The sequence below is a fragment of the Variovorax glacialis genome (assembly GCF_051216375.1).
Lineage (GTDB): Bacteria > Pseudomonadota > Gammaproteobacteria > Burkholderiales > Burkholderiaceae_C > Variovorax.
Genome location: NZ_JBPJZT010000014.1, coordinates 20,011 through 44,305 on the forward strand (window position 1 = coordinate 20,011; position 24,295 = coordinate 44,305).

The following is a 24,295-nucleotide window of genomic DNA, read 5'->3' on the forward strand; positions in this document are numbered from 1 at the left end:
GTGAATCGTCTGCGCAATATGAGGCGCTTAAGTTGGCGTTTGCCTGCGAATGCGTCGAACGAGTCCGTCACTTGCTTGAGGACGAGAGTGTCGCGCGCTGTCTCGACATTTTCGAGGAGTACGTGTCGGCGGCTGCCCAGACTCGGGCCTCCTGGATGCCGCGGCCACCGCTTCGAGGCCGGACCTCAACGCTCGAACTTTTCGAACCCATTCGCTGCTCCTGTTGTTACTTTCGATAATAAATGAGGTTGGAGACAAAGCCCGTTCACCTCGGGGCGCCGGTGCCAAGCGCCGAGACGCGCATTCAGGTCGAACGCCCGGTGACCGACGCGGGCGCTTGGGCGGGCCTCGTTAGATGCTGACGATGGGGTTGACTGGCTGCCCCACGCGCTGCCGGACGCAGGCACCGGCAAGAAGAGGCATCCGGACTGGCGCGCTTGGAGTTTTGAGCGACGACGGATGGCGGGCGTGCCTTCTGCTCAAGCGCGTTGCGCCCGAGCCCTCGACTAAACCACATGTTCGCGGAGCGGAGGCAGCCGTGTGTCCCGCAAATAGCTGCGCAAGGTGGTACGCAGATAGGCGTCTGCCTCGCCCGCTGCCATGTCGGCGTTGCGGCTGCGCAGGTGATCGAGCATGCGCATGCGGGACGCCAGGACGAAGTCGTTGGGCATTTCGCCAATCGCCTTGACGAACTTCATCGTGGTGTCCGTCAACACGTTGGTCATGATGGTCAAAACCGGGTTCTTGGCCGCGAGGGCCATGAGCTTGTGGAACTCCAGGCTGTAGCGCACGCGAAGTGGCAGGTCGCCCACCGCTGCTGCCTGGCGCGTTCGATCCACGTTCTCTACCAGCGCGGCAAGATCGGCGGAATCGTGGCGCGCGCACGCGAGGCGAGCGACTTCCCGTCCGATGACGATGCGCGCTTCGATCAGGTCCGGCGCCCTGATGGTGCCGAGGCTCATCAGATCGTCGAACGCAGAACGAATGACGTCAACCCCGCCATTTGCGATGTAGGCGCCGCCAGCAGCGCCGGGCTTCTGCGTCAGCAGTCCTGCGTACTCGAGCGAGCGCAGAGCTTCGCGAACTGTATTGCGACTGACGCCCAACGTTTCTGCCAGCACACGCTCGGCCGGCAGCCGGTCGCCCTCGCGCAACGCCCCTTGCGCGATCTGCTCGCGGATTTGCGAAGTGACGTCCTCGAATGTTCGACGCCTAACGGGCTTGAACGCGGAAAGGGTGCCGTTTTCATTCATCTCTGACCTCGCGTATGTGACGACGCATCAAGTGCACTGTAGCCGCCGGTGGGGAGTGCCCCCCGAACGGGGGTGCCAGAGAACAGGCTCAAAAGACACTTGACTCGTCAGAATATTGGTCCTACCATACTATCAAGTTATCGTGTTTTACAGACAAAAAGCTTATACAAATTGGTAGGACCATAATTTGTGGTCGCTGATGGAATGTAGCTAGTCAGGAGACAACGTCATGAAGTCATTCATTCGGGTCTGCGCCCGACTTTCGGTCCAAGGGGTGCTCACCGCCGGGTTGGGGTTGGCCGCAGCGCAAATCGATTACCCGACGCGACCGGTGCATATCGTGGTGCCTTTCGCCGCCGGCAGCGGCGTCGACCTGGTGGCTCGCGGCATCGCGCATCGCCTGGGCGAGCAGACGAAGACGGCCTTCATCGTCGAGAACCGTGACGGCGCAGGCGGCACGCTCGGCGCGGTCGCGGTGGCGAGGGCGGCCGCTGACGGCTACACCGTGCTTTTCACGGCCAGCCCGCCGTACGCGGTTGGCCCCGTGGTGCAGGGGGGTTCGGCCTATGACCCCAACGGCGATTTCGAGCCGGTCTCGAAGGTTGCTGCAACCTCGATGGTGCTGATTGCCAACCGCGATACCCCGTTCAAGTCCCTCGCCGAACTGGCAAGCTACAGCAAGGCGAACCCCGGCAAGCTCAACTACGCGACTACTGGCATCGGCACGCCGAGTCACCTCAGCGTCGAAGTCATCAAGGAGCGACTGGGGCTGAACATCGAGCCTGTCCATTACAAGAGTGCAGGGCAGGCGATGACTGACACGATCGCCGGCCACGTGCCCCTCTACATGCCGTCCTTTCCGGCCGCGCAGGCCTACCTGCAATCCGGCAAGGTGAAGGGACTGGCCATCGGTTCGCCAACGCGCGCGGTGGGCGCACCCGACATCCCGACGCTGGCGGAAGCGCTGAAGCAGCCAGGCCTGGAGATCCGTGTCTGGTATGGGTTGCTGGCGCCCAAGGGTACGCCGCGCGCTGTCGTCGACCGATTGGCGTCAGAAATCGCCAAGGCGGCAGCAGCGCCGGAAACCGTTGCACTGATCAACAAGATGGGTGCTGAGCCCTTGCTGGTCGGACCGGCGGAGTTCGCCACCCAGATCCGCGCAGAAGTGACCAGCAGCCGGCAGCTGGTTCAAAGGCTCGGCATCGCCGAGAAATGACATCAACTTTTGCCAGAGCGCAAAGGAACACCTCACCATGGAACTGAAAGTCACCGACTACACGATCGACGCGGACGGCGTCGCGACCGTGCGATTCAACCGACCCGGTCGCGGCAACTCCTGGACCTCGCGCATGAATGCCGAGTATCGGCACATCATGGCCACGCTGGACGACGACCCCGCGGTCAAGGTCATCGTGCTCACGGGCGCCGGAAAGCAGTTTTGCGTGGGCGCCGACTTTAAGGCGCTGGACCACTACACCGAAGGCGACAAGGACTATGTGGCGAGTGTGCGAGGCGACGACTTTGCCAAGCCCGGGCACGGCGTGCGCGAGGAATACGACCATGAACTGGTGTGGCATTGGGGACTGAGAAAGCCGGTCATCGCCGCCATCAACGGCGCCTGTGCGGGCATCGCAGTCGCCATCGTGGGCTTCTGCGACCTGCGCTATGCGGTTGCGGGCGCGAAGCTCACCACTGCGGCTGCACGGCTCGGATTGCCCGCCGAATACGGCATGGCCTGGTTGCTGCCCCGCCTGATGGGCATGACGCATGCAGCGGATGTGCTGATCACGGGGCGCATCTTCCTCGCCGAGGAGGCCAAGCAGATGGGGTTGCTCAACGACGTGTTCGAGCCCAAGGAATTTGAGGCACGCGTCGCGGCGATCGCGCGCTCCATCGCGCTTACCGTGTCACCGCAAGCGGCGCTCACGACCAAGCGCCAGCTGTATGCTGAACTGATGCAATCGGATGTTGGCGAATGCGTAGAGGATTCCAAGCGCCTCATCGGCGAACTGATGCGCGGAGACGACTACAGGGAGGGTGTGGCCGCCTTGCAGGAACGCCGCCCGCCCCGCTTCAAGGGCATCGGCCGCAATCTCGAGGCGGCGCAGGAAGCGAGGCGGGCATGAACGCGATGGACACCCCTCTCGCGCCATCGGACGCACGGTCTACAACGGGCGAGTCGCGCAGTGCTGCCGTCGTCGCTCCGCGCTGGGGCACCCGGATCGAGCAGGGAACGGTCAATGGCCGCCCATGTCGCGTGTATGCCACCCGGCCGCGCGCGCTGTCCGAGCTCTTCCTGGATGCGCAACGCTGGGCGGACAGGCCGCTGGTGGTGCAGGGCGATCGGCGCCTGACCGGGGAGCAGCACGCCCGTGCGGTCGCCCGCGTGGCGAATCTGTTGCGCATGCGTGGTGCCAGGACGGGCGACAGCGTTGTCTTGCTGGGCTACAACCATATCGAGTGGCTCGTCGCCTTCTGGGCGATGCAGTGCATCGGCGTCACCGCTGTGCTGGGCAACGCCTGGTGGAGCGACGCGGAGGCTGCTGCCGCTATCGAGTTGGTGAAGCCGACGATGGTTCTTACCGACAGGCCGGTGGAGCGGCAATTGCCTGCCGGGCCCGCGCGCATCCAGTTCTCCGATTTGCGAGCGTTGGTCGAGCGTGATGAAGATGTACCGCTCGTCATCGACAAGGTTGATGAAGATGCGGCCGCCATGGTGCTGTTCAGCTCCGGGACAACGGGCCAGGCGAAGGGTGTGGTGATGTCGCACCGCTCGGTGATCGCCAACATCCAGAGTCTGTTGGCGTTGACGGGTCGCCTTCCGAGCGAACTGCCGCCAACGCATCCCGGAACGGTGAGCCTCCTGACGATGCCGCTGTTTCACCTGGCGGGTGTGCAGATCAGCTTCATGACCCTGCTGTCGGGCGGCAAGCTGGTGTTTCCTGAAGGCCGCTTCGACGCGCTGGAGGTGCTGGGCCTGATCGAGCGCGAAAAGGTGCGCGCCTGGGGCAGCGTGCCGACGATGGTGTCGCGAGTTATTCACCACGAGGCGTTTGCCAGGTTCGACACCGGCAGCGTCTCCTCGATTCCGATGGGTGGCGCCGCCATTCCACACGAGCTGCGGGCAGAGGTGAAGCAAGCCTTTCCCAAGACCGACAAGCGCGTCGGCAGCATGTACGGGCTGACCGAGGCCGGGGGCGTGATTGCGGCGGGGTCCGGTGGCGACCTGGAGGGGCGTCCCGGTTGCGTGGGCAAGCCGCTGCCCGCTGTGGAGGTCTGCATCCGCAATGCCGATGCCGAAGGCGTCGGTGAGATTGTGGCTCGCACGCCCACGGCAACTAGCGGCTACCTTGGCGACCCCAACCCCATTTGCGACGTGGACGGCTGGATCGGCTCCGGTGACCTGGGTCGCCTCGACGACGAAGGCTTTCTCTACGTGGTCGGCCGACTGAAGGACAACATCATTCGGGGCGGCGAGAACGTGGCGAGCGTGCATGTGGAGCGCTGCCTGCGCACCCACCCTGACGTGCTCGAGGTGGCGGTGGTGCCGCTGCCGCATCACGACCTCGGCGAGGAAGTGTGTGCGGCGGTGGTACTGCGCGAAGGTGCCTCGCCAACGATGGAGGCGCTGAGGGCGCATGCCGCCGGTCAACTCGCGCGCTTCGAGGTGCCCTCGCGCTGGTGGCTGACTCGCGAGCCCTTGCCCACGAACGCGTCGGGCAAGGTCATCAAGCGCGAAGTCATTCAGAACTGGCCAGCGGGTACATGACGCGATGGTCGACAACATCAACAGGACTGGACAGACCATGAGTGGCGTTCTCGATGGAATTCGCGTGCTGGACCTGACGCAGATGGTGGCCGGGCCGCTGTGCACGTTGCTGCTGGGCGACCTGGGTGCCGACGTCATCAAGGTCGAGCCGCCGGATGGCGATTCGAGCCGGCAAATCGGCGTCAACAGGGCTTGCGGCGAAAGCGACTATTTCCTGAGTTTGAACCGCAACAAGCGCAGCATTGTGCTGGACCTGAAGACGCCGTCCGGCATCGAGACCCTCAAGGCAATCGCCCTGAACTCGGACATCGTGGTCGAAAACTTTCGGCCCGGCACCATGGAGAAACTGGGTATCGGTTTCGACGTGCTGTCCGAACTGAACCCGGCTCTCATCTACTGCAGCATGTCGGGATTCGGACAGAGCGGCCCCTACCGTGACAGGCCCGCGCTCGACCCGGTGATCCAGGCCATGTCGGGCGTGATGCAATTGACCGGAACGCCCGACAGCGGTCCGCTGAAAACCGGAATCCTGATCTCCGATTTTGTGCCACCGCTGTTCGGCACCATCGGCGTGATGGGCGCGCTCTTTTCCCGGGCCTTGAGCGGCAAGGGGCAGCGCGTGGATGTCTCGATGCTCGATGCCACCGTTTTCTCGATGGTGCCGCGCGAGGGCTTCTATTTCTCAACCGGACAGACGCCGGGTCGATTGGGCAATGCGCACTATCAGATCTCGCCCTGGAATACCTACGGCACGCAAGACGGTCGCCACATCATGATCGTCGCGCATACGGACAAGTTCTGGCGCGCGCTGGTGACCGCGCTGGGCCGCGCAGAGCTTGCAGCCGACCCGCGCTTTCTCACGAACGCCATGCGCCTTGAAAGCCGCCAGGCGCTCGAGCCCGAAATCGCGACCGCATTCGCACGCGGCACGCTCGCGCACTGGACGCAGGTGCTGACCGAGGCCAGCGTGCTGTTTGCGCCGGTTCGGGACTTCGAAGAGGTGTTCAACGACCCCGTGGTCCGGGACGGCATTGTGCAGACCGTCCAGCATCCCACGGCGGGCGACCTGCCACTGCTGCGCAACCCCATCAAGCTCTCGACCCACAGTCCGGACATTCGCCGGCCTCCGCCGTTGCTGGGCGAGCACACGGACGAGATCCTGGCGGAACTGCGTGTGCAGGACCATGCGCCTGCGAAGCCCAACGAAGTTGTCACCTCTACCTGTTGAGACAAACCCCATGAGTCAATTCACCCATCGCCTGGAAGGCAAGAAAACCATCATCACCGCCGCTGCATCGGGCATGGGCAAGGCCGGCTGCGAACTATTCGCGCAGCACGGCGCACGCATCGCAGCGATCGATCGCGACGAAGCGGCGCTGGCAAGCGTTGTCTCGGCCATCGAGGCGGCCGGGGGCCATGCTCGCGGCTTCGTTGCAGACCTGAGCGACTCGAAGGCAACGGTGGACGTCATCAACGCCGCGCAGCAATGGCTCGAGGGCGTCGACGTCCTCTGGAACCATGCAGGAATGCCGGCCCCGGCGAACATCGACGACCTCGACCTGGCGCGCTATCGACTGTCCGCGGAGCTGAACCTCACCTCGGCCGTGCTCGTCTCGGGGGAGGTCATCCGGACCATGCGCAAGCAGCGCAGCGGCTCCATCGTCTTCACCTCGTCCACGTCGGGGCTGGTGGGCTCCGCGCTGAGCCCGTTGTATTCCGCATTGAAAGCCGGCGTCGTCGGCCTGACTAAAGGCCTCGCTGTGCGCTATGCCGCCGAGGGCATCCGCGTCAACACCATCTGCCCGGGGCCGGTGGCAACGCCCATGCTCTACAACGATTTCATGAACGTCGACCCGCGCTTCAGCAAGCAAGACAACGAGCAGCGCGTGCTGTCCGCCGTCCCGATGGGCCGCGTCGGCCAACCGTTGGAGGTCGCGCACGCCGCCCTGTGGCTGGCATCGGATGACGCGTCGTTCGTCACTGGCGTAGCACTGCCGATCGACGGCGGCCTGACCGCGCGCTGAGCGCGGGCCAATCAGCACACCAATCTGAGGGGTATCGAATGCAGGAATTTGCGATGTTGATCGACGGGCGACTCGTGCTCGGTACGTCGACCATGCCAGTGATCAATCCGGCGCAGGGCGCGCCCTTCGCGCAATCGCCCGCGGCTTCGCTGGCGCAGGTGGACGAGGCCGTCGCAGCCGCCTTTCGCGCCTTTCCAGCATGGAGCCGAACGCCTTTCGAGGCGCGGCGTGCTGCGGTGCTGGCCATCGCCGCCACGATCGAGGCGCACAAGGACGAGCTAGCCGACGTGCTGACACTCGAGCACGGCAAGCCGCGCCCGCAGGCGCTGGTCGAGATACAGAGCACGGTCGACTACTTTCGCTTTTTCACCACGCTCTCGATGACGCCGGAACTGCTGGAAGACAGTGACAAGCGCCGGGTCGAGATCCACCGCGTTCCGCTCGGCGTTATCGCGGCGATCGTTCCATGGAATTTTCCGCTGCTGCTGCTGGCCTTCAAGCTTCCACCGGCGCTGCTCGCAGGCAACACCGTTGTCGTGAAACCCGCCCCCACCACGCCGTTGACCACGCTGGCACTTGCGCGCCTGATCGCCGGCCTGGTGCCTGCGGGCGTGGTCAACATCGTTGCCGGGACAGACGAAATCGGGCCGGCGATCACCGCCCATGCGGACGTGCGCAAGGTGAGCTTCACGGGTTCGACGGAAACCGGCAAGAAGGTCATGGCCGCGGGTGCTTCCCGCCTGCAACGCGTGACGCTCGAACTGGGTGGCAATGATCCGGCGATCGTGCTGGGCGATGTCGATGTGCAGAAGACGGCGGCGCTGGTCTTCGCTTCGGCGTTCGGCAACTGCGGGCAGGTGTGTCGCGCAGTCAAGCGCGTCTACGTACATGCGTCGGTGTACGAGCCGTTCTGCGACGCGCTGGCCTTGTTGGCGCGAAGCGCGGTCGTCGGTGATGGCGCCGAGCAGCCCGTCGACTACGGGCCGGTGCAGAACGCTGCGCAGTTCGCCCGCCTCAAGGACTTGCTCGACGATGCGAGACAACATGGCGAGGTCATGCCCGGCGGTGGACCATTGGACCGCGCGGGCTACTTCTTCCGCCCGACCATCGTGAAGGACTGCGACCCGCAAAGCCGGTTGGTGGTCGAGGAGCAGTTCGGCCCGATCCTTCCTGTCTTGCCGTTCACCGATGTCGACGAGGCCTTGAGGCAGGCCAACAGCGGCCCTTACGGCCTCGCAGCGTCGGTCTGGACGGCAGACATGGAACTCGCCAACTCGGTGGCATCGAGGCTGGACACCGGCACGGTCTGGATCAACAAGCATATCGATCGCACGCCGCACGTGCCCGTGGCCGGTGCCAAGCAATCCGGCGTTGGCGTCGAACTGGGCATGCAGGGGTTGCTGGACTTCACGCAACTCAAGGTCATCAACGCGTCTAGCCCGGCGTGATGCGGGCTGGATTTTCTTGCATTGGCAGCGATGTATGTGCCATGACTTTTAAATACGAGGTCGAGACATGAGATTTTTCAGATTTGCGATCGCTGGACTCGTGATGGGCGCGGCGATGCTGGCCCCCGCGATAGCGCAGAAGAGCTGGCCCGATGGACCGGTCACGATCATCGTGCCCTTCGGCACCGGGAACGGCCTGGACGTGATGGCGCGCAACTATGCCACCCAGCTCGGGCAGCAGTTGAATGCGCCGGTGATCGTGGACAACAAGGAGGGCGCGGGCGGGCTTATCGGAACCATGGCAGCCGCGCGCGCAACACCCAATGGACGCACGCTGCTCTTCACTGCCGAGTACCCATTTCTGACCACGCCGTACCTGCAGGCAGGTCAGACCTACGATCCGACGAGCGGCTTCACGCCCATCGCCAAGGTCGCCAGGGCGCCGCACGTGCTCGTGGTTAGCGGCAATTCCAGGTTCAAGACCGTGGACGATCTGATGCAGTTCGCGAAATCGAACCCCGGACAGCTGAACTTCGCTTCGTCCGGCGTGGGAACCCCCAGCCATCTGTACGCGGAAAAATTGCTGAAGGACCTCGGCATTGCGGCAACGCACGTGGCCTACAAGAGTACCGGCACGGCCACGACCGACACCATGAGTGGCCAGGTTCAGTTGTACCTGCCGTCGCTTTCGGCAGTGCTGCCGCTCCTGCAGGATGGCAAGCTGCGCGCCCTTGCGGTCGGGTCTTCGAAGCCGCTGGCGAAGCTGGCGGGCGTTCCGACATTTGCCGAGGTCCTCAAGCAACCTGGCTACGAGGCCTACGTGTGGTTCGGGTTCCTCGCGCCCAAGGGCACGCCGCTCGACGTCGTTGACCGCTTGCAGCGTGAGATCGAAGCTGCAGCCAAATCACCGACGGTTGAGAGAGTCTTTGCCCAGACCGATGCCGAGGCCGCCAACGCAGGCGCCCGGCAGTTTGCCGCTGAAATTGCAGAAGGGGAGAAACGCGCCCGCAATCTGCTCGCAATGGTGGGCGCTTCGCCGAAGTAGGCAACGGAGCGAAAAGGCTTGGCCTGCGCGCGGACATGGATGCCTTGCCGATCGAGGAAGCCAGCGGCACCGGGTGGACCAGCCGGCGCCCAGGCGTGATGCACGCCTGCGGCCACGACGGCCACACAGCGATGCTGTTGGCGGCGGCGCGCGACCTCGCGCTGAACGCTGCTTTCGAGGGCACGCTGAACCTGATCTTCCAACCGGCTGAGGAGGGCGGTGGTGGTGCGCTGCGAATGATCGAGGATGTCCTCTTCGACCGCTATCCGTGTGATGCCGTGTTCGCGATGCACAACATGCCCGGCATTGCGCAGGGGCACCTGGTATTCCGCGAAGGCTCTGCTGCAGCTTCGAGCGACTACGCGACGATCACCTTGCATGGCGTCGGAGGTCATGGCGCGATCCCGCACAGGGCCATCGACCCGATCGTCGCGGCCTCCAGCATCGTCATGGCGTTGCAGACTGTAGTGTCGCGCAACGTCGATCCGCAGCAGATGGCGGTCGTCACTGTCGGCGCACTGCATGCCGGCAAGGCCAACAATGTGATCCCGGCCAGCGCTACGATGGAACTGAGCGTGCGCGCGCTCGACCGCGAGGTGCGCTGCATGCTGGAGCGCCGCATCAAGGCGATCGTCCAGGCGCAAGCCGAGAGCTACGGGCTGACTGCGGACATTGCATGGCGCACCGGCTATTGCGTGCTGGTCAACACGCCGGCCGAAACCGCGTTCGCGCGCTCCGTGGGGGTTGAATTGGTGGGTGAGGCAGGCGTCACGTTGCAGGGTCCCGCAGTGACCGGAAGCGAAGACTTCGCCTTCATGCTGGAGCGCGTGCCGGGCAGCTATCTGTTCATCGGCAATGGCGACGGCGACAGCGCCGGTGCCTGCATGGTCCACAACCCCGGCTACGACTTCAACGACCAGAACATTGCGGTTGGTGCGGCTTACTGGTCGCTGCTGGTTGCGCGCTTCCTGTGCGCGTAAGCGCTGTTGCCCCGTCTCCGATCCCTCCTCTTGCGAAAGTCCACGATCATGAACGTCATTGCCATGCCGGCCACCGTCCAGGGGCCTGCCTCCGCGACCCGGTCGCCTGTTGAATCCGTCGGTACGTTGACTGCCGCGGGTGGTATCCCCAAGCGAATCGTCGCCGCCACCGTGGCCGGCAATGCGCTCGAGTTCCATGATTTCGTCACCTACGCCTTCTTCGCCGTCTACATCGGCAAGACCTTCTTCCCAGCCTCGACGCCGCTCGGAAGCCTGCTGCTATCCGTCGCCGTGTTTGGCGTTGGCTTCGTCTCTCGCCCGTTGGGCGGTGTGCTCATCGGCGCGTACGCCGACCGGGTCGGGCGCAAGCCGGCCATGCTGCTGACCATCGCGCTGATCACGGTCGGCACGCTGGGCATGACGCTGACGCCGTCGTACGCTGCCATCGGCATGGCGGCGCCCATCATCGTCGTGCTGTGCCGGCTGGTCCAGGGCCTGGCCCTCGGCGGCGAAGTCGGTCCTTCCAGCGCGTTCCTGATCGAGTCGGCCCCGGCCCACCAACGCGGCCTGTATGCGAGTTGGCAATCGGCGAGCCAAGGCATCGCGACTCTTGTCGCCGGCGTGTTCGGTGTCGTGATGATCAGCCGTGCTGACGCCCGAGCAACTCCAAAGCTGGGGCTGGCGCGTGCCGTTCGCGGTCGGTTTGCTCCTCGTGCCGATTGCCTTCTACCTGCGACGCGCGATGCCCGAAACGTTGCACCGTGAAGCCACCCCTGCCACCAGCGTCGGCTTGCGCGGCCTGTTGCACCATCGCAAGATCATCCTGCTGGCCGTGCTGGTGATTCTTGGCGGAACAGTGTCGAACTACGTCGGCAACTACATGACGACCTATGCCATCACGACGCTGAAGTTTCCGCCGTTGATCGCGATGGGCGCCACGGTGATGGTGGGCCTTGCCACGCTGGTGTTCGCGTTGCTTGGGGGTTGGCTGTGCGATCGCTACGGCCGCAAGCCCGTGATGCTGTGGCCCCGCGTTGCCACGGCGGTGCTCACGCTGCCGGCATTCATGCTGCTGGTCGCATTTCCGAGCATGCCGTTGCTGCTGTCGGTGACGACGGGGCTTGCGGCGCTGACGGCACTGAGCGGCGGCGCGTCACTGGTCGCGATCCCGGAACTGTTGCCGCGCGGCATCCGTGCAACCGGCCTTTCCAATCGCCTATGCCGTTGGAGTCTCGCTATTCGGCGGTACCACGCAGTTTGTCGTGACCTGGCTGATCGACATCACGGGCAACCCGGCCGCACCGGCCTGGTATGTCGCCGGCACTAGCGTCATCACGTCGCTGGCGATGCTGGCGTTGCCGGAGAGTCGGGACCGCGCGCTGGAAGATTGAACGCAGCGCGATCCGCTTGCACGGATCGCCTTGACGGCGCCGAGCAAAGGCTGGAGAATTCGCAAATCCCTGAATGGGTGACCCAAAAAAATCAAGCTTCCTCCGTATGCACGACGGATTCCAGGATTGGAGACATACATGCAGCCAGCGACGATCAATGCGACCGGTCCGGTCGAGTCCGCAGCCTCGGAGGCGATCTATCGCAAGGTCAGCTGGCGGCTCATTCCGGTCTTCTGTCTGTGCTACTTCGCAGCCTACTTGGACCGGATCAACGTGGGCATCGCCAAGCTGCAGATGCTCGACCAGCTTAAGTTCAGCGACACGGTCTACGGCCTCGGCGCAGGTCTCTTCTTCATCGGTTACATCCTGCTGGAGGTGCCGAGCAACGTCATCCTGAGTCGCGTCGGCGCCAGGATCTGGCTGGCCCGCATCATGGTGACCTGGGGCCTGTTGTCGGCGGCAACCATGCTGGTGCAGACCCCGACGCAGTTCTACCTTGTGCGCTTCCTGCTGGGTGCGGCGGAAGCCGGCTTTCTCCCTGGCATCCTCTATTACCTGACGCTGTGGTATCCGGCGAGGCGCAGGGGCCGCATCTTTGGGTTGTTCCTGGTCGGCCTGCCGCTGGCCAGCGTGCTGGGGGGGCCTATGTCAGGGTGGATCATGACCGCCTTTCACGGGGTGAACGGGTGGGCTGGGTGGCAGTGGCTGTTCCTGCTGGAAGCCCTGCCTTCCGTGGTGCTTGGCGTTGCGCTTTTCCTTGTCTTGCCCGACAACATTCGCTCGGCTCGCTGGCTCAACGACAGCGAAAAGGATCACCTTGAAGCGGAACTGAATAAGCACGTCGAGCTCGAGCAGAAGCACGACGCCATGGCGGCGTTCAAGGATCCGAAGATCTGGCTGCTCGGGTTCATCGTCATGACAATCGCCGTCGCGACGTACATCGTGAGCTTCTGGTTGCCTTCCATGTTGAAGGAGGCTGGTGCGGGCAGCGCCTTCACGATCGGTTGGCTGACCGCCGTTCCGAGCGTTGCGGCTATCGTCCTGATGCTGGTGGTCTCTGCGAGCTCCGATCGAAGGAAGGAGCGTTGGGGCCATCTGACCGTGACCCTCGTGGTCACCGGCATTGCGCTGATCGCAACGGCGCAGAGCACCCACAGCCTCGTGCTTTCACTGGTACTGCTCACCGTCGCGAACGCGTTCGCGTTTGCCTCGTTCCCGGTGTTCTGGTGTCTGCCGAGCCTGTTTCTCTCGGGCACCGCGGCCGCGGCAGGCATGGCGCTGATCAATTCGATTGCCAATCTCGGCGGATTTGCCGCAACCTTCGTGGTCGGATGGATCAAGGATGCCACCGGCTCGCAGACCACCGGACTGATGCTGTTCGGCGGACTGCTTCTTGTCTCCGCTGTCGCGACCTTCCTGTTGCGAAACGTGGAGCGACGTGCCAGGGACATCAAGCCGCGGCCCTCCGTTCAACCCGGCTGAAAAGCAACGAGACACAGCCCATGACCATCTGGCAACACAATCACGCGCTGGAAGCCGGTGCGGACTTCCTGAAACGCGGGCCGAAGCGGCTGTATATCAATGGCGAGTACACCGCTGCAGCCTCCGGCAAGACCTACTGGGTCACCAACCCGACCACCGGCAAGCCGCTCGCGGAGATCGCCGATGGCAACGAGTTGGATGTCGATCGCGCAGTCGGCTCGGCGCAGGCGGCCTTCGAGGGCGCCTGGGCGCGGTTCAAGCCGCAAGGGCGGCAATTGTTGCTGCTCAAGATCGCTGACCTGGTCGAGAAAAACTACGACGAACTGGCCGCGCTCGATACGCTGAACATGGGTGCGCCGCTCACGCGAACCCGTGCGATGCGCAGCCGAGCCATCTCGTTGCTGCGTTTCTATGCAGGCCTCGCCACCATGCCGCATGGGGCCACCATTCCCAACTCCGTTCCCGGCAATGTGCTTTCGTACACAGTGAAAGAGCCTGTGGGTGTGGTCGGAGCCATCACGCCGTGGAACGGTCCGTTGACGCTGGGCATCTGGAAGATCGCGCCGGCGCTGGCGGCCGGTTGCACGGTGGTCTTGAAGCCGTCCGAGCAGACGCCGTTGTCCTCGTTGCGGCTTGCCGAGATCTGCACCGACGCGGGGCTCCCGCCGGGGGTTCTCAACGTCATTACAGGGCAGGGCGTGGTGGGTGCTGCGCTGAGTGCCCACCAGGGCGTCAACAAGATCACCTTCACGGGGTCGACCGATGTAGGTCAACGCATCATTGCCGCGTCCGCGGGCAACGTGAAACGGCTTTCGCTGGAGCTGGGAGGCAAGTCGCCCAACATCGTTTTTACAGACGCCGATCTCGACCTCGCCGTGCCTGCGGCCGCGATGGCCGTCTTTGCCAACTCGGGCCAGGTCTGCAGCGCCGGCACGCGGCTGTTCGTGCAACGTCAGATCTATGACGAATTTGTCGAGCGGGTCGCAGCCTACGGCAGCGAGCTGGTCGTCGGGGACCCGGCGGATCCGGAGACGCACCTTGGCCCGCTGGTGTCCGAACGACACCTCTCGAAGGTGGTCAGCTACCTCGACATCGGCCATGCAGAGGGCGCGCGAGCCCTCTGCGGCGGTGAGCGCTGCACGGGCGAGCAATTCGATTCAGGTTACTTCGTGCGGCCAACCGTTTTTGCCGACGTGACCGACGCGATGCGCATCGCCAGGGAAGAGATCTTTGGCCCCGTCATCTCTGCGCTGCCATTTGACGACACTGACGAGGTCTTGCGGCGCGCCAACGACTCGGACCTCGGCCTGGGCAGTGGCGTCTGGACGAAGAGCCTGAAGACCGCGCACAGGATGTCCCAGGGCTTGCGAGCAGGTTCGGTCTGGGTCAACTGCTACCAAGCGATGGACGCCGCCGTTCCGTTCGGTGGCTACAAGATGAGCGGGTACGGGCGCGAGTCCGGCCTCGAGCACATCGAGGAGTTCCTCGAGACCAAGGCCATCTGGCTGAACATCGACTAGGCGGGTCATGCACTCCCAATACGACTACATCATTGTGGGAGGCGGCTCGGCAGGCTGCGTCCTCGCGGCAAGGCTTTCTCAGTCGCCCGGTGTTCACGTGCTGCTCTGCGAGGCCGGTCAGGACCTTCCGCTCGACAACATCCCGCCGTCGATTCTCGACAGCTATCCCGGCACGGCCTACCTCAACCCCAGCTTCATGTGGGCTGGATTGCGAGCGCGACCGACCGCAGACCGCCCGCCGGGCAAGTACGATCAGGCGAAGATACTGGGCGGCGGCTCGTCCATCAATGGCCAGTTCTTCAACCGAGGTTCGCCCGCGGACTATGACGAATGGGAACGGCGTGGCGCCGCAGGCTGGCGTTGGGACACCGTGCTGCCCTATTTTCGCCAGGCGGAGACAGATCTCGATTTCTCTGGCGAACTGCATGGCAAGGCAGGGCCGATCCAGGTCCGGCGCATCTTTCCGCAGACCTGGCCCGGGCATGCGAAGGCAGTCGGCAAGGCCTTCGAATCCCAGGGCTTCAAGTACCTCGAGGACCAGAACGGCGCATTCACGGACGGCTACTTTCCGATCGCACTCTCCAACAAGGACGAGAAGAGGGTGTCGGTGGCGACCGCCTATCTCACCGCGGAGGTGCGCGGCCGCCAGAACCTCACGATCGCCACCGAGACCACGGCGACCCGGTTGATGTTCGATGGTTCGAGATGCACAGGCGTCCAACTGCAAACGCGAGACCAGCAGGTGCCGGTGCACGCGAGGGAGGTCATTCTTTCTGCAGGTGCCATTCATTCGCCTGCCATCCTGTTGCGCTCCGGCATCGGGCCGGGCGACGAACTGGCCAGGCTGGGAACGCCGGTCATCAAGGCACTCGGGGGCGTTGGCAAGCACCTGATGGAGCATCCGTCCATCGCGCTGGCGTCGTTCATCAAGCGGGCGCATCGGATCAGCGGTCCGACCCGGCATCACATCCGCGTCGGATGCAGGTACTCGTCGGGCATCGGCGGCGCGCCGTCAGGCGACATGCTCATGCTGGGCGTGACCAAGACATCGTGGCATGCCGTGGGCGAGCGAATCGGGACGCTGCTGACCTACATCAACAACCCGTTCTCCGCGACGGGCGAAGTCACGCTCGACTCGCCCGATTGGCGGCAATTCCCGAACGTTTCGCTCGGCATGCTTTCGGACCAGAGGGATGTCGAGCGCCTGACCTATGGGTTCGTGCGCATGGCCGCGCTGCAGGCATCGAGTGCGCTGGGTTCCATCACCGAGCATCCTTTCCTCGCCTCCTATGGCGAGAAGGTGCGCCAGATCGGCATGCTCAGCAAGCGAAACAAGGTGCTGACCGATGTCCTGGCCGCTTGCCTGGACGGCCCCGCACCGCTGCGCAAGTTCCTGTTCGAGAAGTTGATCAGCGATGCGCCTCCGGTGGCCGACCTGCTGCACGACCCGGAACTCCTTCGCACCTATGTCCGCAAGTCCAGCGCCGGCGTCTGGCATGTGTCCTGCACCTGCCGAATGGGCAGTGCGAACGATCCTGGCGCGGTGACGGACCACGAAGGGCGCGTCCACGGAATTCAGCAGTTGCGGGTGGTGGATGCATCCATTTTTCCGGTGATTCCCGGCGCCAACACCAATGCACCCACCATCATGGTGGCGGAGAAGATCGCAGCAGGGATGCTGGGTGAACTCGCTGACGCGAAGGCCCGCAAGCCAACGCGCGCAGTGGCGGCGACTTCAACGATGGTTGCACATCCGTGATCCTGCACGCGCGTGTGGCTGGCCCCGAAGTCTGACGAGGCGGCCAATACCTACTTCATCCGGGTCAGCGGCTGCCACCCCTGGTATTGCGGAAAGTGTGCCTTGACGAGCGGCCCATTGAAGTCCCACGACATGCACTTGCCGAGGTGGTAGGGCGGCCGAGCAGCATCGGCGACGGGCTCGTCGGCTTGCCCGCGCAGCAGTTCGTGGTGCGTGGGAATCGTCTGGAAGGCGGCGGTGGCCATGTTGAACATCAGTTCGCGCAGGTGCGTGCAGCCCTTGATGCCGCCAAGATGCTTTTCGAGCGTGGCGCGCCAGCCCGGTCCCATTGTGCAGCCCACGAGTTGCTGCATCGGATGGGTCGCCAGCGCACATTCCGTTTGGGGCTTGCCATTCATCGTGGCGGATATTTCGCGGATGGTCAGCGTTTCATCCAGCGTGGTGCGGATCGCCATGTTGTGGATGAGCGTCTCCGGGGGGAGGGTGCCCAGGCCCGGCGAGGTGAAGGGGTAGGCCTTGGCATCCGTCAGTTCGGCTTCGATGTCCCATTGTCCGTCTTCCCGGTAGTATCCCTGGAAGGTGATCTTTCGCGTGTGCAGCGGCGTACGTTCGACCGGCGTGGGCAAGGACATTCGGGTCTCCAGTGCGATTCGGGAAATGGCTTGATTAAACTCAACGTTGGCCGTTTCCCACCTCGCGCACCGCTTCGCGAATGATCTCGATCGCGCATTCGGGACAGTTGTCTGCCGCGAGTTCGGCGAGGCTTTCGAGCGCGACCGGAATGGCCGCCAGGCGCGCGCTGGCGTAGCCGGACACGTCGAGTTGAAACAGTTGGGGTGCGATCCGGATGCAGTTGTTGTGGCCTTGGCAGAGGTCGGCAGAGGCATGCAGTTTCATGGTGTGGCTTTCATGTGATGGCAGCGGTTGCTGGAGCTGGAGTGGCCGCTCAATAAGTCTCGAGGTGATAGCGACCCGCGCCGCGCATCCGGTCGCGAACGCGATTCCAGTCGATGCCGGCAGTGGCGCAGACCTCGGCCAGGGCCTCCTCGACGCCTTGCTCCATGCCCTTCAATCCACAGAGGTAGAGATGGGTGAGGTCGTCGCGCAAGAGGGCTGACACCGGCGCCGCGGACGCACGGATGCGCTGCTGGACGTGGGTCTTCGGGCGGTCTTCCAGCCGCGAGTAGCAGAAGTTGCGAAGCACTGTGTCGGCGGGCAGGTCTTCCAGGTAACTGCCGTAGGGCATCGCCTGTGGCGTTTGCGCACCGTAGAACAACATGAGCCTGCCCGACGACGAATCCGATGCCATTTGCCGACGTCGTTCGATGAAGCCGCGGAAGGGGGCCACACCGGTGCCAGTGCAGACCATGAGGATGTTGGCGGCTGGGTCGTTGGGCATCAAGAAGGTGGCGCCGAAGGGGCCGGTCACGTCGACGCGAGCGCCTTCGGCCAGGTCGCACAGGTGGTTCGAACACAAACCATCCTGGACGCGCTTCACCGTCAGGGCCAACGTGTTCGGCTCGCCGGCCTCGCCGCTGCGAGGGCTTGCGATGGAGTACTGCCGCACCGCATGGCGCTTGCCCTGGCCGTCGGCACCCGGCATGACGATACCGAGGCTCTGGCCTTCCAGCACTGGGAACGTGCCATCGGCAAACCGCAGCACGATGTGGCGGACGTCGGTATCGGATTCCGGGGACGTCAGCCTGACATTGGCCGCGATCGTTGCCATGGCCGGCTGGTTTCGCTTGAAGGCATTGACCACCGGGCGGCTTGCGGAGGCGGGCGCGGCCGGCTTGACTGCCAAGGTCTCCGTCGTATCGCGTACGAGCGGTGCGGATGGCACGACCATCGACTCGATCGTCGACGGGGGCGTGAGCGCCGCATCCGTGCTGTCGATCGCGAGCCCCGCCTGCTGTGCCGGAAGTTGCGACCAACTGAATTGCTCTTCGACGCTGTAAGCCGAATCGACTTCACGCCAATTGGCGATGGCACCTGTCGGGCAAGGCTCGAGGCACTTGCCGCAGCCGATGCAGACGTCGAACAGCACGGCGTAGTTGTCGTCGTTGTGGACAATGCCGCCGTGCGGGCAGGTCTCCTCGCAGGTGTTGCACCGGATGCAGGCCTCGGGGTCGATCAGATGCTGCCGCATGACGGCCACTTTGGATATGGAAGCCGTCTGCGTCGCGCAAGCGGTGGGGGTCATTGGTCCACTCCGATGTGAACGTGCTCGGGGCCACGGGTCTGTCCGGTGCTCCATTCCACGGCATCCGGATCGGTCAGATGGAAATGCGGCATGACACGCAGCCATTCCTCGAGCGCGATGCGAAGCTCCAGCCGCGCCACGTTGGATCCCAGGCACCGATGCGGACCGGAGCTGAAGGTGAGGTGCCTGTTGCGTTTGCGATCGAGCTTGACGACATCGGGATCCTCGAAGACTTCCGGGTCGCGATTGGCGGCAGCCAGCGGCAGAATTACGCGCTCTTGTGCGGCGATGCAGCGTCCGTGCAGTTCGACCTCTTCGCTGGCCAGGCGCGCGATCGACACCGGCGCGTAGGCCCGCAGCAGTTCCTCGATGGCGGTGGTTCGCATGATGCCCGGATCGGCCAGCAGCGTCGCGCGATCCTCGGGGTGCGATGCGAGGTGCCACAGGCTGGCGCCCATTGCGCTCCAGGTCGTGTCGGCACCCGCCAGCACCAGCAGAAAGAGGCTACCCAGCTTGTGCTTTCGGGACAGCGGCTGGCCGTCAAGCGTGGCATGCCCGAGGTAACTGATGATGTCGTCGCCTGGATTGCGCGTGCGTTCCTCCAGCAACTGTTCGAGGTATTGCAGTTTTTCCTGGATGACGGCGCTGCGCACGGCCTGATCGAGCGGCCCGAGCCGGATCAGCCGAACCACCCAGTCCACGAAGCGCTCGCGCGCATCGGCAGGCACTTGCAGGATCTTGGTGATCACGGCCAGCGCCAGCGGCATCGAGAAGTCGGAGACGGCATCGCCGTGGCCACGATCGGCGATGGCCTGTGCGAGCTGTCGTGCCTCCTCGCGAACAAAGGGCTCCAGCTGGGCCACCCGGTCGGGCGTGAAGTAGGGCGCCAGCAGGTCGCGGTGCGCCTTGTGGTCTTCCGGATTCGACGTCAGGGGCGGCATGAACAGTTCGCGCCCGATGGGCGGAACGGGGCCGGCAACTTCGATGGCACGCGACGAGTAGTGCTCCGGATCCTGGGTGATGTCGCGGATGTCGTTGTACTTCGTGACCATCCACGACCCGCCGCCCAGCTGGCTGTGCGCGACCGGACAGCCGCCGCGACGCATCGCTTCCCAGACCGCGTGCGGGTCCTTCGCGAACTCCGCCCCGTAGATGTCGTAGCCATCGTGAACATGCGTTGCTTGATTATTCATGTCGCTTGCCTTTCAGTCGCAGGTGCTGCGTTATCGTTAATACTACATACAAGATCATATAAATACTAGTCGTGTAGTATGAAATCAGCCGATGGGAAAGTCAAGGCATGCCGATTGCACCGAAAAGCACTCTGAAAAATGGGCTATTGACGACGAATCGGAAGGATAGTCATACTACATGACAAGCAAAAAACAGTTTATGTATGTAGTATGTAGTCGAGACCCGAAAGAGGAGACAACGATGAGATCGAACTTTGGTACCGCTGCGGGGCAGCCCCCGGCGCCGCATTTGGTGGCCTTTTCACACGCTTCGACGGAGGCTGTTGCATGACGATTGGCACTGAGTCAAGACCTTCCTCCTGGCCTGCGGACACTTCCCAGGACCTGCTCGATGTGACGCTGGGCGATCTGTTGCGGCAGGTCGCTTCCGAAGTCCCGGACCGCATCGCACTGGTTGAAGGAACACCCGTGCCGTCGGAGCGGCGGCGCTGGTCTTATCGCGAACTGCTCGAGGGCGCCGAAAGCGCCGCGCGTGCTTTGCTTGGGCGCTTTGCGCCGGGTGAACGCGTGGCCGTCTGGGCGCCGAACTGTGCCGAATGGATCTTCCTGCAGCATGGTGCAAGCCTGGCGGGCATCGTGTTGGTGACGGTCAATCCGGCCTTCCTGCCTGACGAACTGGAGCACGTGCTCAGGACCTCCGGCGCGAGCGGCATCTTTCACGTCGACGTGTACAGGAAGAACGACATGAAGGTGGGCGTCGAGGCGGTGCGGCAGCGCCTCCCTCAGCTTCGACACGCCATCTCGTTCTCGTCGTGGGATGGCTTCATCGCCCAAGCGCAGCCCGACGTGCAGTTACCTCGTGTCGCGCCCGGCGACACGGTGCAGATCCAGTACACCTCGGGCACCACCGGTTTCCCGAAGGGCGCTTGCTTGCATCATCGGGGCATCGTGAACGCGTCGCGGTTCGTGGCGTTGCGGGCGGAGTTTCCCGTTGGCGGCGTCTGGATCAACGCGATGCCACTGTTCCACGTCGGCGGTTGTGCCGTGACCGAGATCGGTGCGCTGGCTCAACGTGGCACCTTTGTGCTCTTGCCCGCGTTCGATGCAGGCCAGATGCTTGAGATTTTGGAGAGCGAGCGCGGCAGCATCGCGCTGCTGGTGCCCACCATGATTCTCGCGATGCTCGAGCATCCGGACTGCAAACACAGGGACCTATCGAGCCTGAAAACCGTGTTGTCCGGGGCCGCTGTCGTTCCCGCGGCGCTGGTGCGCAGGACGATGGAGGCCTTCGATTGTGAGTTCTCCATCCTCTTCGGTCAGACCGAAGGCAACGGCGTCTTCACGCAAACACGACTTACAGACTCCCCTTTGCAGCAGTCCGAAACAGTGGGCACGCCCCTGCCGCATCTCGAGATGAAGATCGGCGATTCGCTGTCCGGCGAGATCTTGCCGGCGGCAACGCCGGGCGAGATCTGCGTTAGGGGCTACCAGGCGATGACCGGCTACTGGGACATGCCCGAGGCCACGGCCATGGCCTTGCGCGACGGGGGATGGCTGCACACCGGCGACTTGGGCCTGATGGACACGCAGGGCTACCTGCGGGTCACCGGCCGGTTGAAAGACATGATCATCCGCGGCGGCGAGAACATCTATCCGCGTGAGATCGAGGAGGTGCTGGCGGGACACCCGGCCGTCGGCGATGCCACCGTGATCGGCGTGCCGGACGAAAGATGGGGCGAAGTGGTGGTAGCGATCATCCGGCCGGCCGCGCCGCAATCGCCGCCGCCGGAAGACGCGTTGCGAGCCTGGTGTCGCGAAAGGCTCGCCAGCTACAAGACACCGGTCGTCTGGCACTTCGTCGATGCCTTCCCGCTTACGGCGTCCGGAAAGATCAGGAAGCATGTGCTGCGCGAGCAACTCCTGAGCGGGGAACTGGCGACGCTGGCGGCCGTCGTCGAAGCCAGGGGCTGAAGGGGCGGTTAGCCCCACGGTCGCGACGCGTGCGGGGGGAACACTGGCGGGTCTTCCTACAATCCGCTGCGCCACAAGTTCAGACGGAGAGGACGGTATGCCGCCAGCAGGGCAAGCAAGACAGAAATCATCCAGGCAGTCCGAGGCCGCCCCTTCGGCGGCGCCTTCGGAGCGCCTCAGCCCGGGTAGCGCCCGGTCGCTGCTCTTAACCCTGCTCGGCGAGTTCGTCCTGCCGCGCGGACGGCCGGTCTGGACCTCGACCCTGGTGCATGTGCTGGTCGGCGCCGGCATCGTCGAAAAATCGGCGCGACAGGCGATTGCCAGGGCCTCTGCCACGGGCTGGATCGATGCACATCCGGTGGGTCGCCAGACCTACTGGACGCTGACCGAGCGGAGTCGGCGCATCATCGACGAAGGTGCGCAACGCGTGTTGTCGATGAGTCAGCGCAACACACCATGGGATGGCCGCTGGCTGGTGCTCGTGATGGCGTCACCGGAAGCCGATCGGGCACTCAAGCTGAAGGTGTCGCGGGCTCTGCACTGGATTGGCTTCGGCAATCCGATCGCCGGCCTGTGGGTGAACCCCCATTCGGAGCGCGAGGACGAGGCCCGGCGGGTGCTGCAACAACTGGAGATCTCGGCGACCACATTTGCATTCCTGGGGCCGTCGTCGCAGATGGGGATGACCGACCGGCAGGTTGTGGACCGGTCGTGGAACTTCGACACGGTGTCGGTTCACTATGACATGCTGCTCACTCGATTTGGGAGGCTGCGTCCGAGTTCGGGGGATTCAATGCTGTTCACCTACGTACAGCTCGTCAATGAGTGGCAGCGTGTTCCATTTGTCGATCCCGGGCTTCCCTTCGTCCTTCTGCCGCCGCGCTGGGGCGGAAGAGAAGCGGTCACGCGTCTCGAGACCTTGCGGCAGCAGTGGAGCGAAGAAGCCCATCAACGTTGGGACGAGATTGCAGGTGTGGTGCCGACGGTGTAGCAGAGCCGCCGTCCTATGCGCTCCTTCGGTACCATGCAACGCCCTCGGCATCGGTCGTCTTGACCGCGCGTCCGGCGTGAACGAGGTAGTTGAGGCAGGCGATGCCTTCGCCCGTGGCCATGCCGAACACCGCCATCTGGGACTCGTCGATGGGCCGCCCGAAGAGGGCGGTGAACACATCCACCGCGCGTCGCGGCGACCCAAGGGTCGTCTCGAGTTCGTTGAGCGCACGGTGTTGCGAAGTTGCCAGGTAGTCGAGACGCGCGTGCAACCCGTGGAAGCAGTCGTTGTGCGCAGGCAGCACAAGCACGTCGTCCGGCACTTCCCGACGGATCTTCGCGAGCGACGCCAACCAGTCGGCCATCGGATTGGCGTTGGGTTCCGTCGGAATGACGGACACGTTGGACGAAATGCGCGGTAGCACCTGATCGCCCGAGATGAGCACCTTGAGCGTTGGGCAATAAAGACAGGCGTGCTCGGGTGAGTGTCCGTTGCCCGTGACGACGCGCCAGATGTTGCCGTTGATGCGCAATTCCATGCCGTCGCTCAGGCGTTCGAATGCGTCGGGCAGCGTGTGGATCTGATTTCCGAATCTGCCGAACCGGGCGCGATAGGACTCGATCGCGTTGTCGCTCCAACCTGCCTCGCGATAGAAGGCCAGGGCTTCCGGCGGCGCCTCTCGTCCGCTGTCCGATGCCATCACGCGGCACGTGAGGTACTCGAGGCGTGTCATCCACAGGCGCGCGCCCAGCTTGCGCGTCAGCCAACCGGCCATGCCGACGTGGTCTGGATGCATGTGCGTGACGAAGATTCTCTTCAGGGCGCCTCGCTTTGGATAGTTGGCAAGCAACTCGCGCCAGACATTGGCGGTCTCTTCGTCGCGCAGGCCCGTGTCGACCAACGCCCAGTCGTCATCGTCGTCGAGGGCCCAGAGGTTGATGTGGTCCAGTTTGAATGGAAGCGGCATCCGGATCCAGTGCACGCCCGGTGCCACCTCGAGGACGCTGCCGCGTTCAGGCGCAGACTTGAAGGGGTACTTCAAGACTGGCTTTGCATCGGTCTTGGTGTTGCTCATGAAACTCCCGTTGCTGTCACCTTCAAGGCTCGGTCCGCCAACGCAGACACCAGCGATTTTGCCAAGCTGCGGCGTGGCTTCCAGCATTCGTCAATCCGCGAGGCCTGGGAGTCGAAAGGTCTACAAGGTTCGCCTCGCTGCGTGCAATCCGCATCGGATGGCGTATTAAAACTGGGGGCGAACTCGCGCCC

The 24,295-nt window shown here is 63.9% G+C and carries 20 protein-coding genes and 1 pseudogene; 15 read left to right on the forward strand and 6 right to left on the reverse strand.

Annotation, left to right across the window (positions count from 1 at the left end; genetic code table 11):
- Window positions 1–506 precede the first annotated feature (506 nt).
- Complete coding sequence (locus ACSFBL_RS27370) at window positions 507–1,253, reverse strand: FadR/GntR family transcriptional regulator (RefSeq protein WP_435518973.1); 747 nt, start codon at window positions 1,251–1,253, stop codon at window positions 507–509.
- 229 nt (window positions 1,254–1,482) lie between these two features.
- Here ACSFBL_RS27370 and ACSFBL_RS27375 point away from each other — a divergent pair, with 229 nt between their 5' ends.
- From ACSFBL_RS27375 to ACSFBL_RS27435, 13 genes and pseudogenes are all read left to right on the forward strand, one after another.
- Window positions 1,483–2,469, forward strand: a complete 987-nt coding sequence (locus ACSFBL_RS27375) for a Bug family tripartite tricarboxylate transporter substrate binding protein (protein WP_435518974.1) — start codon at window positions 1,483–1,485, stop codon at window positions 2,467–2,469.
- A gap of 37 nt (window positions 2,470–2,506) precedes the next feature.
- On the forward strand, window positions 2,507–3,379 hold the full coding sequence (locus ACSFBL_RS27380) for an enoyl-CoA hydratase-related protein (protein WP_435518975.1): 873 nt from the start codon (window positions 2,507–2,509) through the stop codon (window positions 3,377–3,379).
- On the forward strand, window positions 3,376–5,022 hold the full coding sequence (locus ACSFBL_RS27385) for a class I adenylate-forming enzyme family protein (RefSeq protein ID WP_435518976.1): 1,647 nt from the start codon (window positions 3,376–3,378) through the stop codon (window positions 5,020–5,022). The genes ACSFBL_RS27380 and ACSFBL_RS27385 overlap by 4 nt, the downstream gene beginning before the upstream one ends.
- Before the next feature lie 37 nt (window positions 5,023–5,059).
- Window positions 5,060–6,250, forward strand: a complete 1,191-nt coding sequence (locus ACSFBL_RS27390; protein ID WP_435518977.1) for a CaiB/BaiF CoA transferase family protein — start codon at window positions 5,060–5,062, stop codon at window positions 6,248–6,250.
- 10 nt (window positions 6,251–6,260) lie between these two features.
- The gene (locus ACSFBL_RS27395) at window positions 6,261–7,046 is read left to right on the forward strand and encodes an SDR family NAD(P)-dependent oxidoreductase (RefSeq protein WP_435518978.1); all 786 of its coding nucleotides are present in this window, start codon (window positions 6,261–6,263) and stop codon (window positions 7,044–7,046) included.
- 53 nt (window positions 7,047–7,099) lie between these two features.
- Window positions 7,100–8,494: an aldehyde dehydrogenase family protein gene (locus ACSFBL_RS27400; RefSeq protein ID WP_435518979.1), complete on the forward strand. Its 1,395-nt coding sequence runs from the start codon at window positions 7,100–7,102 to the stop codon at window positions 8,492–8,494.
- A 103-nt stretch (window positions 8,495–8,597) separates the two neighbouring features.
- Window positions 8,598–9,539, forward strand: coding sequence for a Bug family tripartite tricarboxylate transporter substrate binding protein (locus ACSFBL_RS27405; RefSeq protein WP_435518980.1), 942 nt, complete (start codon window positions 8,598–8,600; stop codon window positions 9,537–9,539).
- Window positions 9,539–10,519, forward strand: a pseudogene (locus tag ACSFBL_RS27410) (amidohydrolase); the annotation flags it as partial. The gene ACSFBL_RS27405 and the pseudogene ACSFBL_RS27410, both read left to right, overlap by 1 nt.
- Before the next feature lie 48 nt (window positions 10,520–10,567).
- Window positions 10,568–11,284: an MFS transporter gene (locus ACSFBL_RS27415; protein WP_435518981.1), complete on the forward strand. Its 717-nt coding sequence runs from the start codon at window positions 10,568–10,570 to the stop codon at window positions 11,282–11,284.
- The gene (locus ACSFBL_RS27420) at window positions 11,232–11,846 is read left to right on the forward strand and encodes an MFS transporter (protein ID WP_435518982.1); all 615 of its coding nucleotides are present in this window, start codon (window positions 11,232–11,234) and stop codon (window positions 11,844–11,846) included. Before ACSFBL_RS27415 ends, ACSFBL_RS27420 begins: the two co-directional genes overlap by 53 nt.
- A 202-nt stretch (window positions 11,847–12,048) precedes the next feature.
- Entirely contained in the window at window positions 12,049–13,392 is a 1,344-nt protein-coding gene (locus ACSFBL_RS27425) for an MFS transporter (protein ID WP_435518983.1), read from the forward strand.
- A 20-nt stretch (window positions 13,393–13,412) separates the two neighbouring features.
- Entirely contained in the window at window positions 13,413–14,912 is a 1,500-nt protein-coding gene (locus ACSFBL_RS27430) for an aldehyde dehydrogenase family protein (protein WP_435518984.1), read from the forward strand.
- 7 nt (window positions 14,913–14,919) lie between these two features.
- Window positions 14,920–16,671, forward strand: coding sequence for a GMC family oxidoreductase (locus tag ACSFBL_RS27435; protein ID WP_435518985.1), 1,752 nt, complete (start codon window positions 14,920–14,922; stop codon window positions 16,669–16,671).
- A 50-nt stretch (window positions 16,672–16,721) separates the two neighbouring features.
- Here ACSFBL_RS27435 and ACSFBL_RS27440 read toward each other — a convergent pair whose 3' ends face one another.
- Genes ACSFBL_RS27440 through ACSFBL_RS27455 form a run of 4 tightly spaced genes read right to left on the reverse strand, consistent with a single transcriptional unit; the run spans window position 16,722 to window position 20,067 of the window.
- Window positions 16,722–17,303 (reverse strand): DUF2889 domain-containing protein, encoded by a 582-nt coding sequence (locus ACSFBL_RS27440; protein WP_435518986.1) that lies wholly within the window; start codon window positions 17,301–17,303, stop codon window positions 16,722–16,724.
- 40 nt (window positions 17,304–17,343) lie between these two features.
- The gene (locus tag ACSFBL_RS27445; RefSeq protein ID WP_435518987.1) at window positions 17,344–17,568 is read right to left on the reverse strand and encodes a ferredoxin; all 225 of its coding nucleotides are present in this window, start codon (window positions 17,566–17,568) and stop codon (window positions 17,344–17,346) included.
- Window positions 17,569–17,617: 49 nt separating this feature from the next.
- Window positions 17,618–18,874 (reverse strand): benzoyl-CoA 2,3-epoxidase subunit BoxA, encoded by a 1,257-nt coding sequence (gene boxA, locus ACSFBL_RS27450; protein WP_435518988.1) that lies wholly within the window; start codon window positions 18,872–18,874, stop codon window positions 17,618–17,620.
- Window positions 18,871–20,067 (reverse strand): cytochrome P450, encoded by a 1,197-nt coding sequence (locus ACSFBL_RS27455; protein ID WP_435518989.1) that lies wholly within the window; start codon window positions 20,065–20,067, stop codon window positions 18,871–18,873. Before ACSFBL_RS27455 ends, boxA begins: the two co-directional genes overlap by 4 nt.
- A gap of 327 nt (window positions 20,068–20,394) precedes the next feature.
- Between ACSFBL_RS27455 and ACSFBL_RS27460 the strand changes: the two genes are divergently transcribed.
- Window positions 20,395–22,038, forward strand: coding sequence for an AMP-binding protein (locus ACSFBL_RS27460; protein WP_435518990.1), 1,644 nt, complete (start codon window positions 20,395–20,397; stop codon window positions 22,036–22,038).
- Between the two features lie 97 nt (window positions 22,039–22,135).
- Entirely contained in the window at window positions 22,136–23,029 is an 894-nt protein-coding gene (locus ACSFBL_RS27465; RefSeq protein ID WP_435518991.1) for a PaaX family transcriptional regulator, read from the forward strand.
- A gap of 13 nt (window positions 23,030–23,042) precedes the next feature.
- Here the strand turns inward: ACSFBL_RS27465 and ACSFBL_RS27470 are convergent, their stop codons facing one another.
- A complete protein-coding gene (locus ACSFBL_RS27470) occupies window positions 23,043–24,104 on the reverse strand; it encodes an MBL fold metallo-hydrolase (RefSeq protein WP_435518992.1) in 1,062 nt (353 codons plus the stop codon).
- Between the last annotated feature and the right edge of the window lie 191 nt (window positions 24,105–24,295).

What these genes read in the sequence shown, in the direction of transcription:
- ACSFBL_RS27405 (WP_435518980.1), top strand. Translation starts at nt 8,598, where the DNA reads ATGGGCGCGGCGATGCTGGCCCCCGCGATAGCGCAGAAGAGCTGGCCC.
- ACSFBL_RS27430 (WP_435518984.1), top strand. Translation starts at nt 13,413, where the DNA reads ATGACCATCTGGCAACACAATCACGCGCTGGAAGCCGGTGCGGACTTC.
- ACSFBL_RS27440 (WP_435518986.1), bottom strand. Translation starts at nt 17,303, where the DNA reads ATGTCCTTGCCCACGCCGGTCGAACGTACGCCGCTGCACACGCGAAAG.
- boxA (WP_435518988.1), bottom strand. Translation starts at nt 18,874, where the DNA reads ATGACCCCCACCGCTTGCGCGACGCAGACGGCTTCCATATCCAAAGTG.
- ACSFBL_RS27455 (WP_435518989.1), bottom strand. Translation starts at nt 20,067, where the DNA reads ATGAATAATCAAGCAACGCATGTTCACGATGGCTACGACATCTACGGG.
- ACSFBL_RS27425 (WP_435518983.1), top strand. Translation starts at nt 12,049, where the DNA reads ATGCAGCCAGCGACGATCAATGCGACCGGTCCGGTCGAGTCCGCAGCC.
- ACSFBL_RS27460 (WP_435518990.1), top strand. Translation starts at nt 20,395, where the DNA reads ATGACGATTGGCACTGAGTCAAGACCTTCCTCCTGGCCTGCGGACACT.
- ACSFBL_RS27445 (WP_435518987.1), bottom strand. Translation starts at nt 17,568, where the DNA reads ATGAAACTGCATGCCTCTGCCGACCTCTGCCAAGGCCACAACAACTGC.
- ACSFBL_RS27380 (WP_435518975.1), top strand. Translation starts at nt 2,507, where the DNA reads ATGGAACTGAAAGTCACCGACTACACGATCGACGCGGACGGCGTCGCG.
- ACSFBL_RS27470 (WP_435518992.1), bottom strand. Translation starts at nt 24,104, where the DNA reads ATGAGCAACACCAAGACCGATGCAAAGCCAGTCTTGAAGTACCCCTTC.
- ACSFBL_RS27390 (WP_435518977.1), top strand. Translation starts at nt 5,060, where the DNA reads ATGAGTGGCGTTCTCGATGGAATTCGCGTGCTGGACCTGACGCAGATG.
- ACSFBL_RS27415 (WP_435518981.1), top strand. Translation starts at nt 10,568, where the DNA reads ATGAACGTCATTGCCATGCCGGCCACCGTCCAGGGGCCTGCCTCCGCG.
- ACSFBL_RS27400 (WP_435518979.1), top strand. Translation starts at nt 7,100, where the DNA reads ATGTTGATCGACGGGCGACTCGTGCTCGGTACGTCGACCATGCCAGTG.
- ACSFBL_RS27375 (WP_435518974.1), top strand. Translation starts at nt 1,483, where the DNA reads ATGAAGTCATTCATTCGGGTCTGCGCCCGACTTTCGGTCCAAGGGGTG.
- ACSFBL_RS27465 (WP_435518991.1), top strand. Translation starts at nt 22,136, where the DNA reads ATGCCGCCAGCAGGGCAAGCAAGACAGAAATCATCCAGGCAGTCCGAG.
- ACSFBL_RS27385 (WP_435518976.1), top strand. Translation starts at nt 3,376, where the DNA reads ATGAACGCGATGGACACCCCTCTCGCGCCATCGGACGCACGGTCTACA.
- ACSFBL_RS27435 (WP_435518985.1), top strand. Translation starts at nt 14,920, where the DNA reads ATGCACTCCCAATACGACTACATCATTGTGGGAGGCGGCTCGGCAGGC.
- ACSFBL_RS27395 (WP_435518978.1), top strand. Translation starts at nt 6,261, where the DNA reads ATGAGTCAATTCACCCATCGCCTGGAAGGCAAGAAAACCATCATCACC.
- ACSFBL_RS27370 (WP_435518973.1), bottom strand. Translation starts at nt 1,253, where the DNA reads ATGAATGAAAACGGCACCCTTTCCGCGTTCAAGCCCGTTAGGCGTCGA.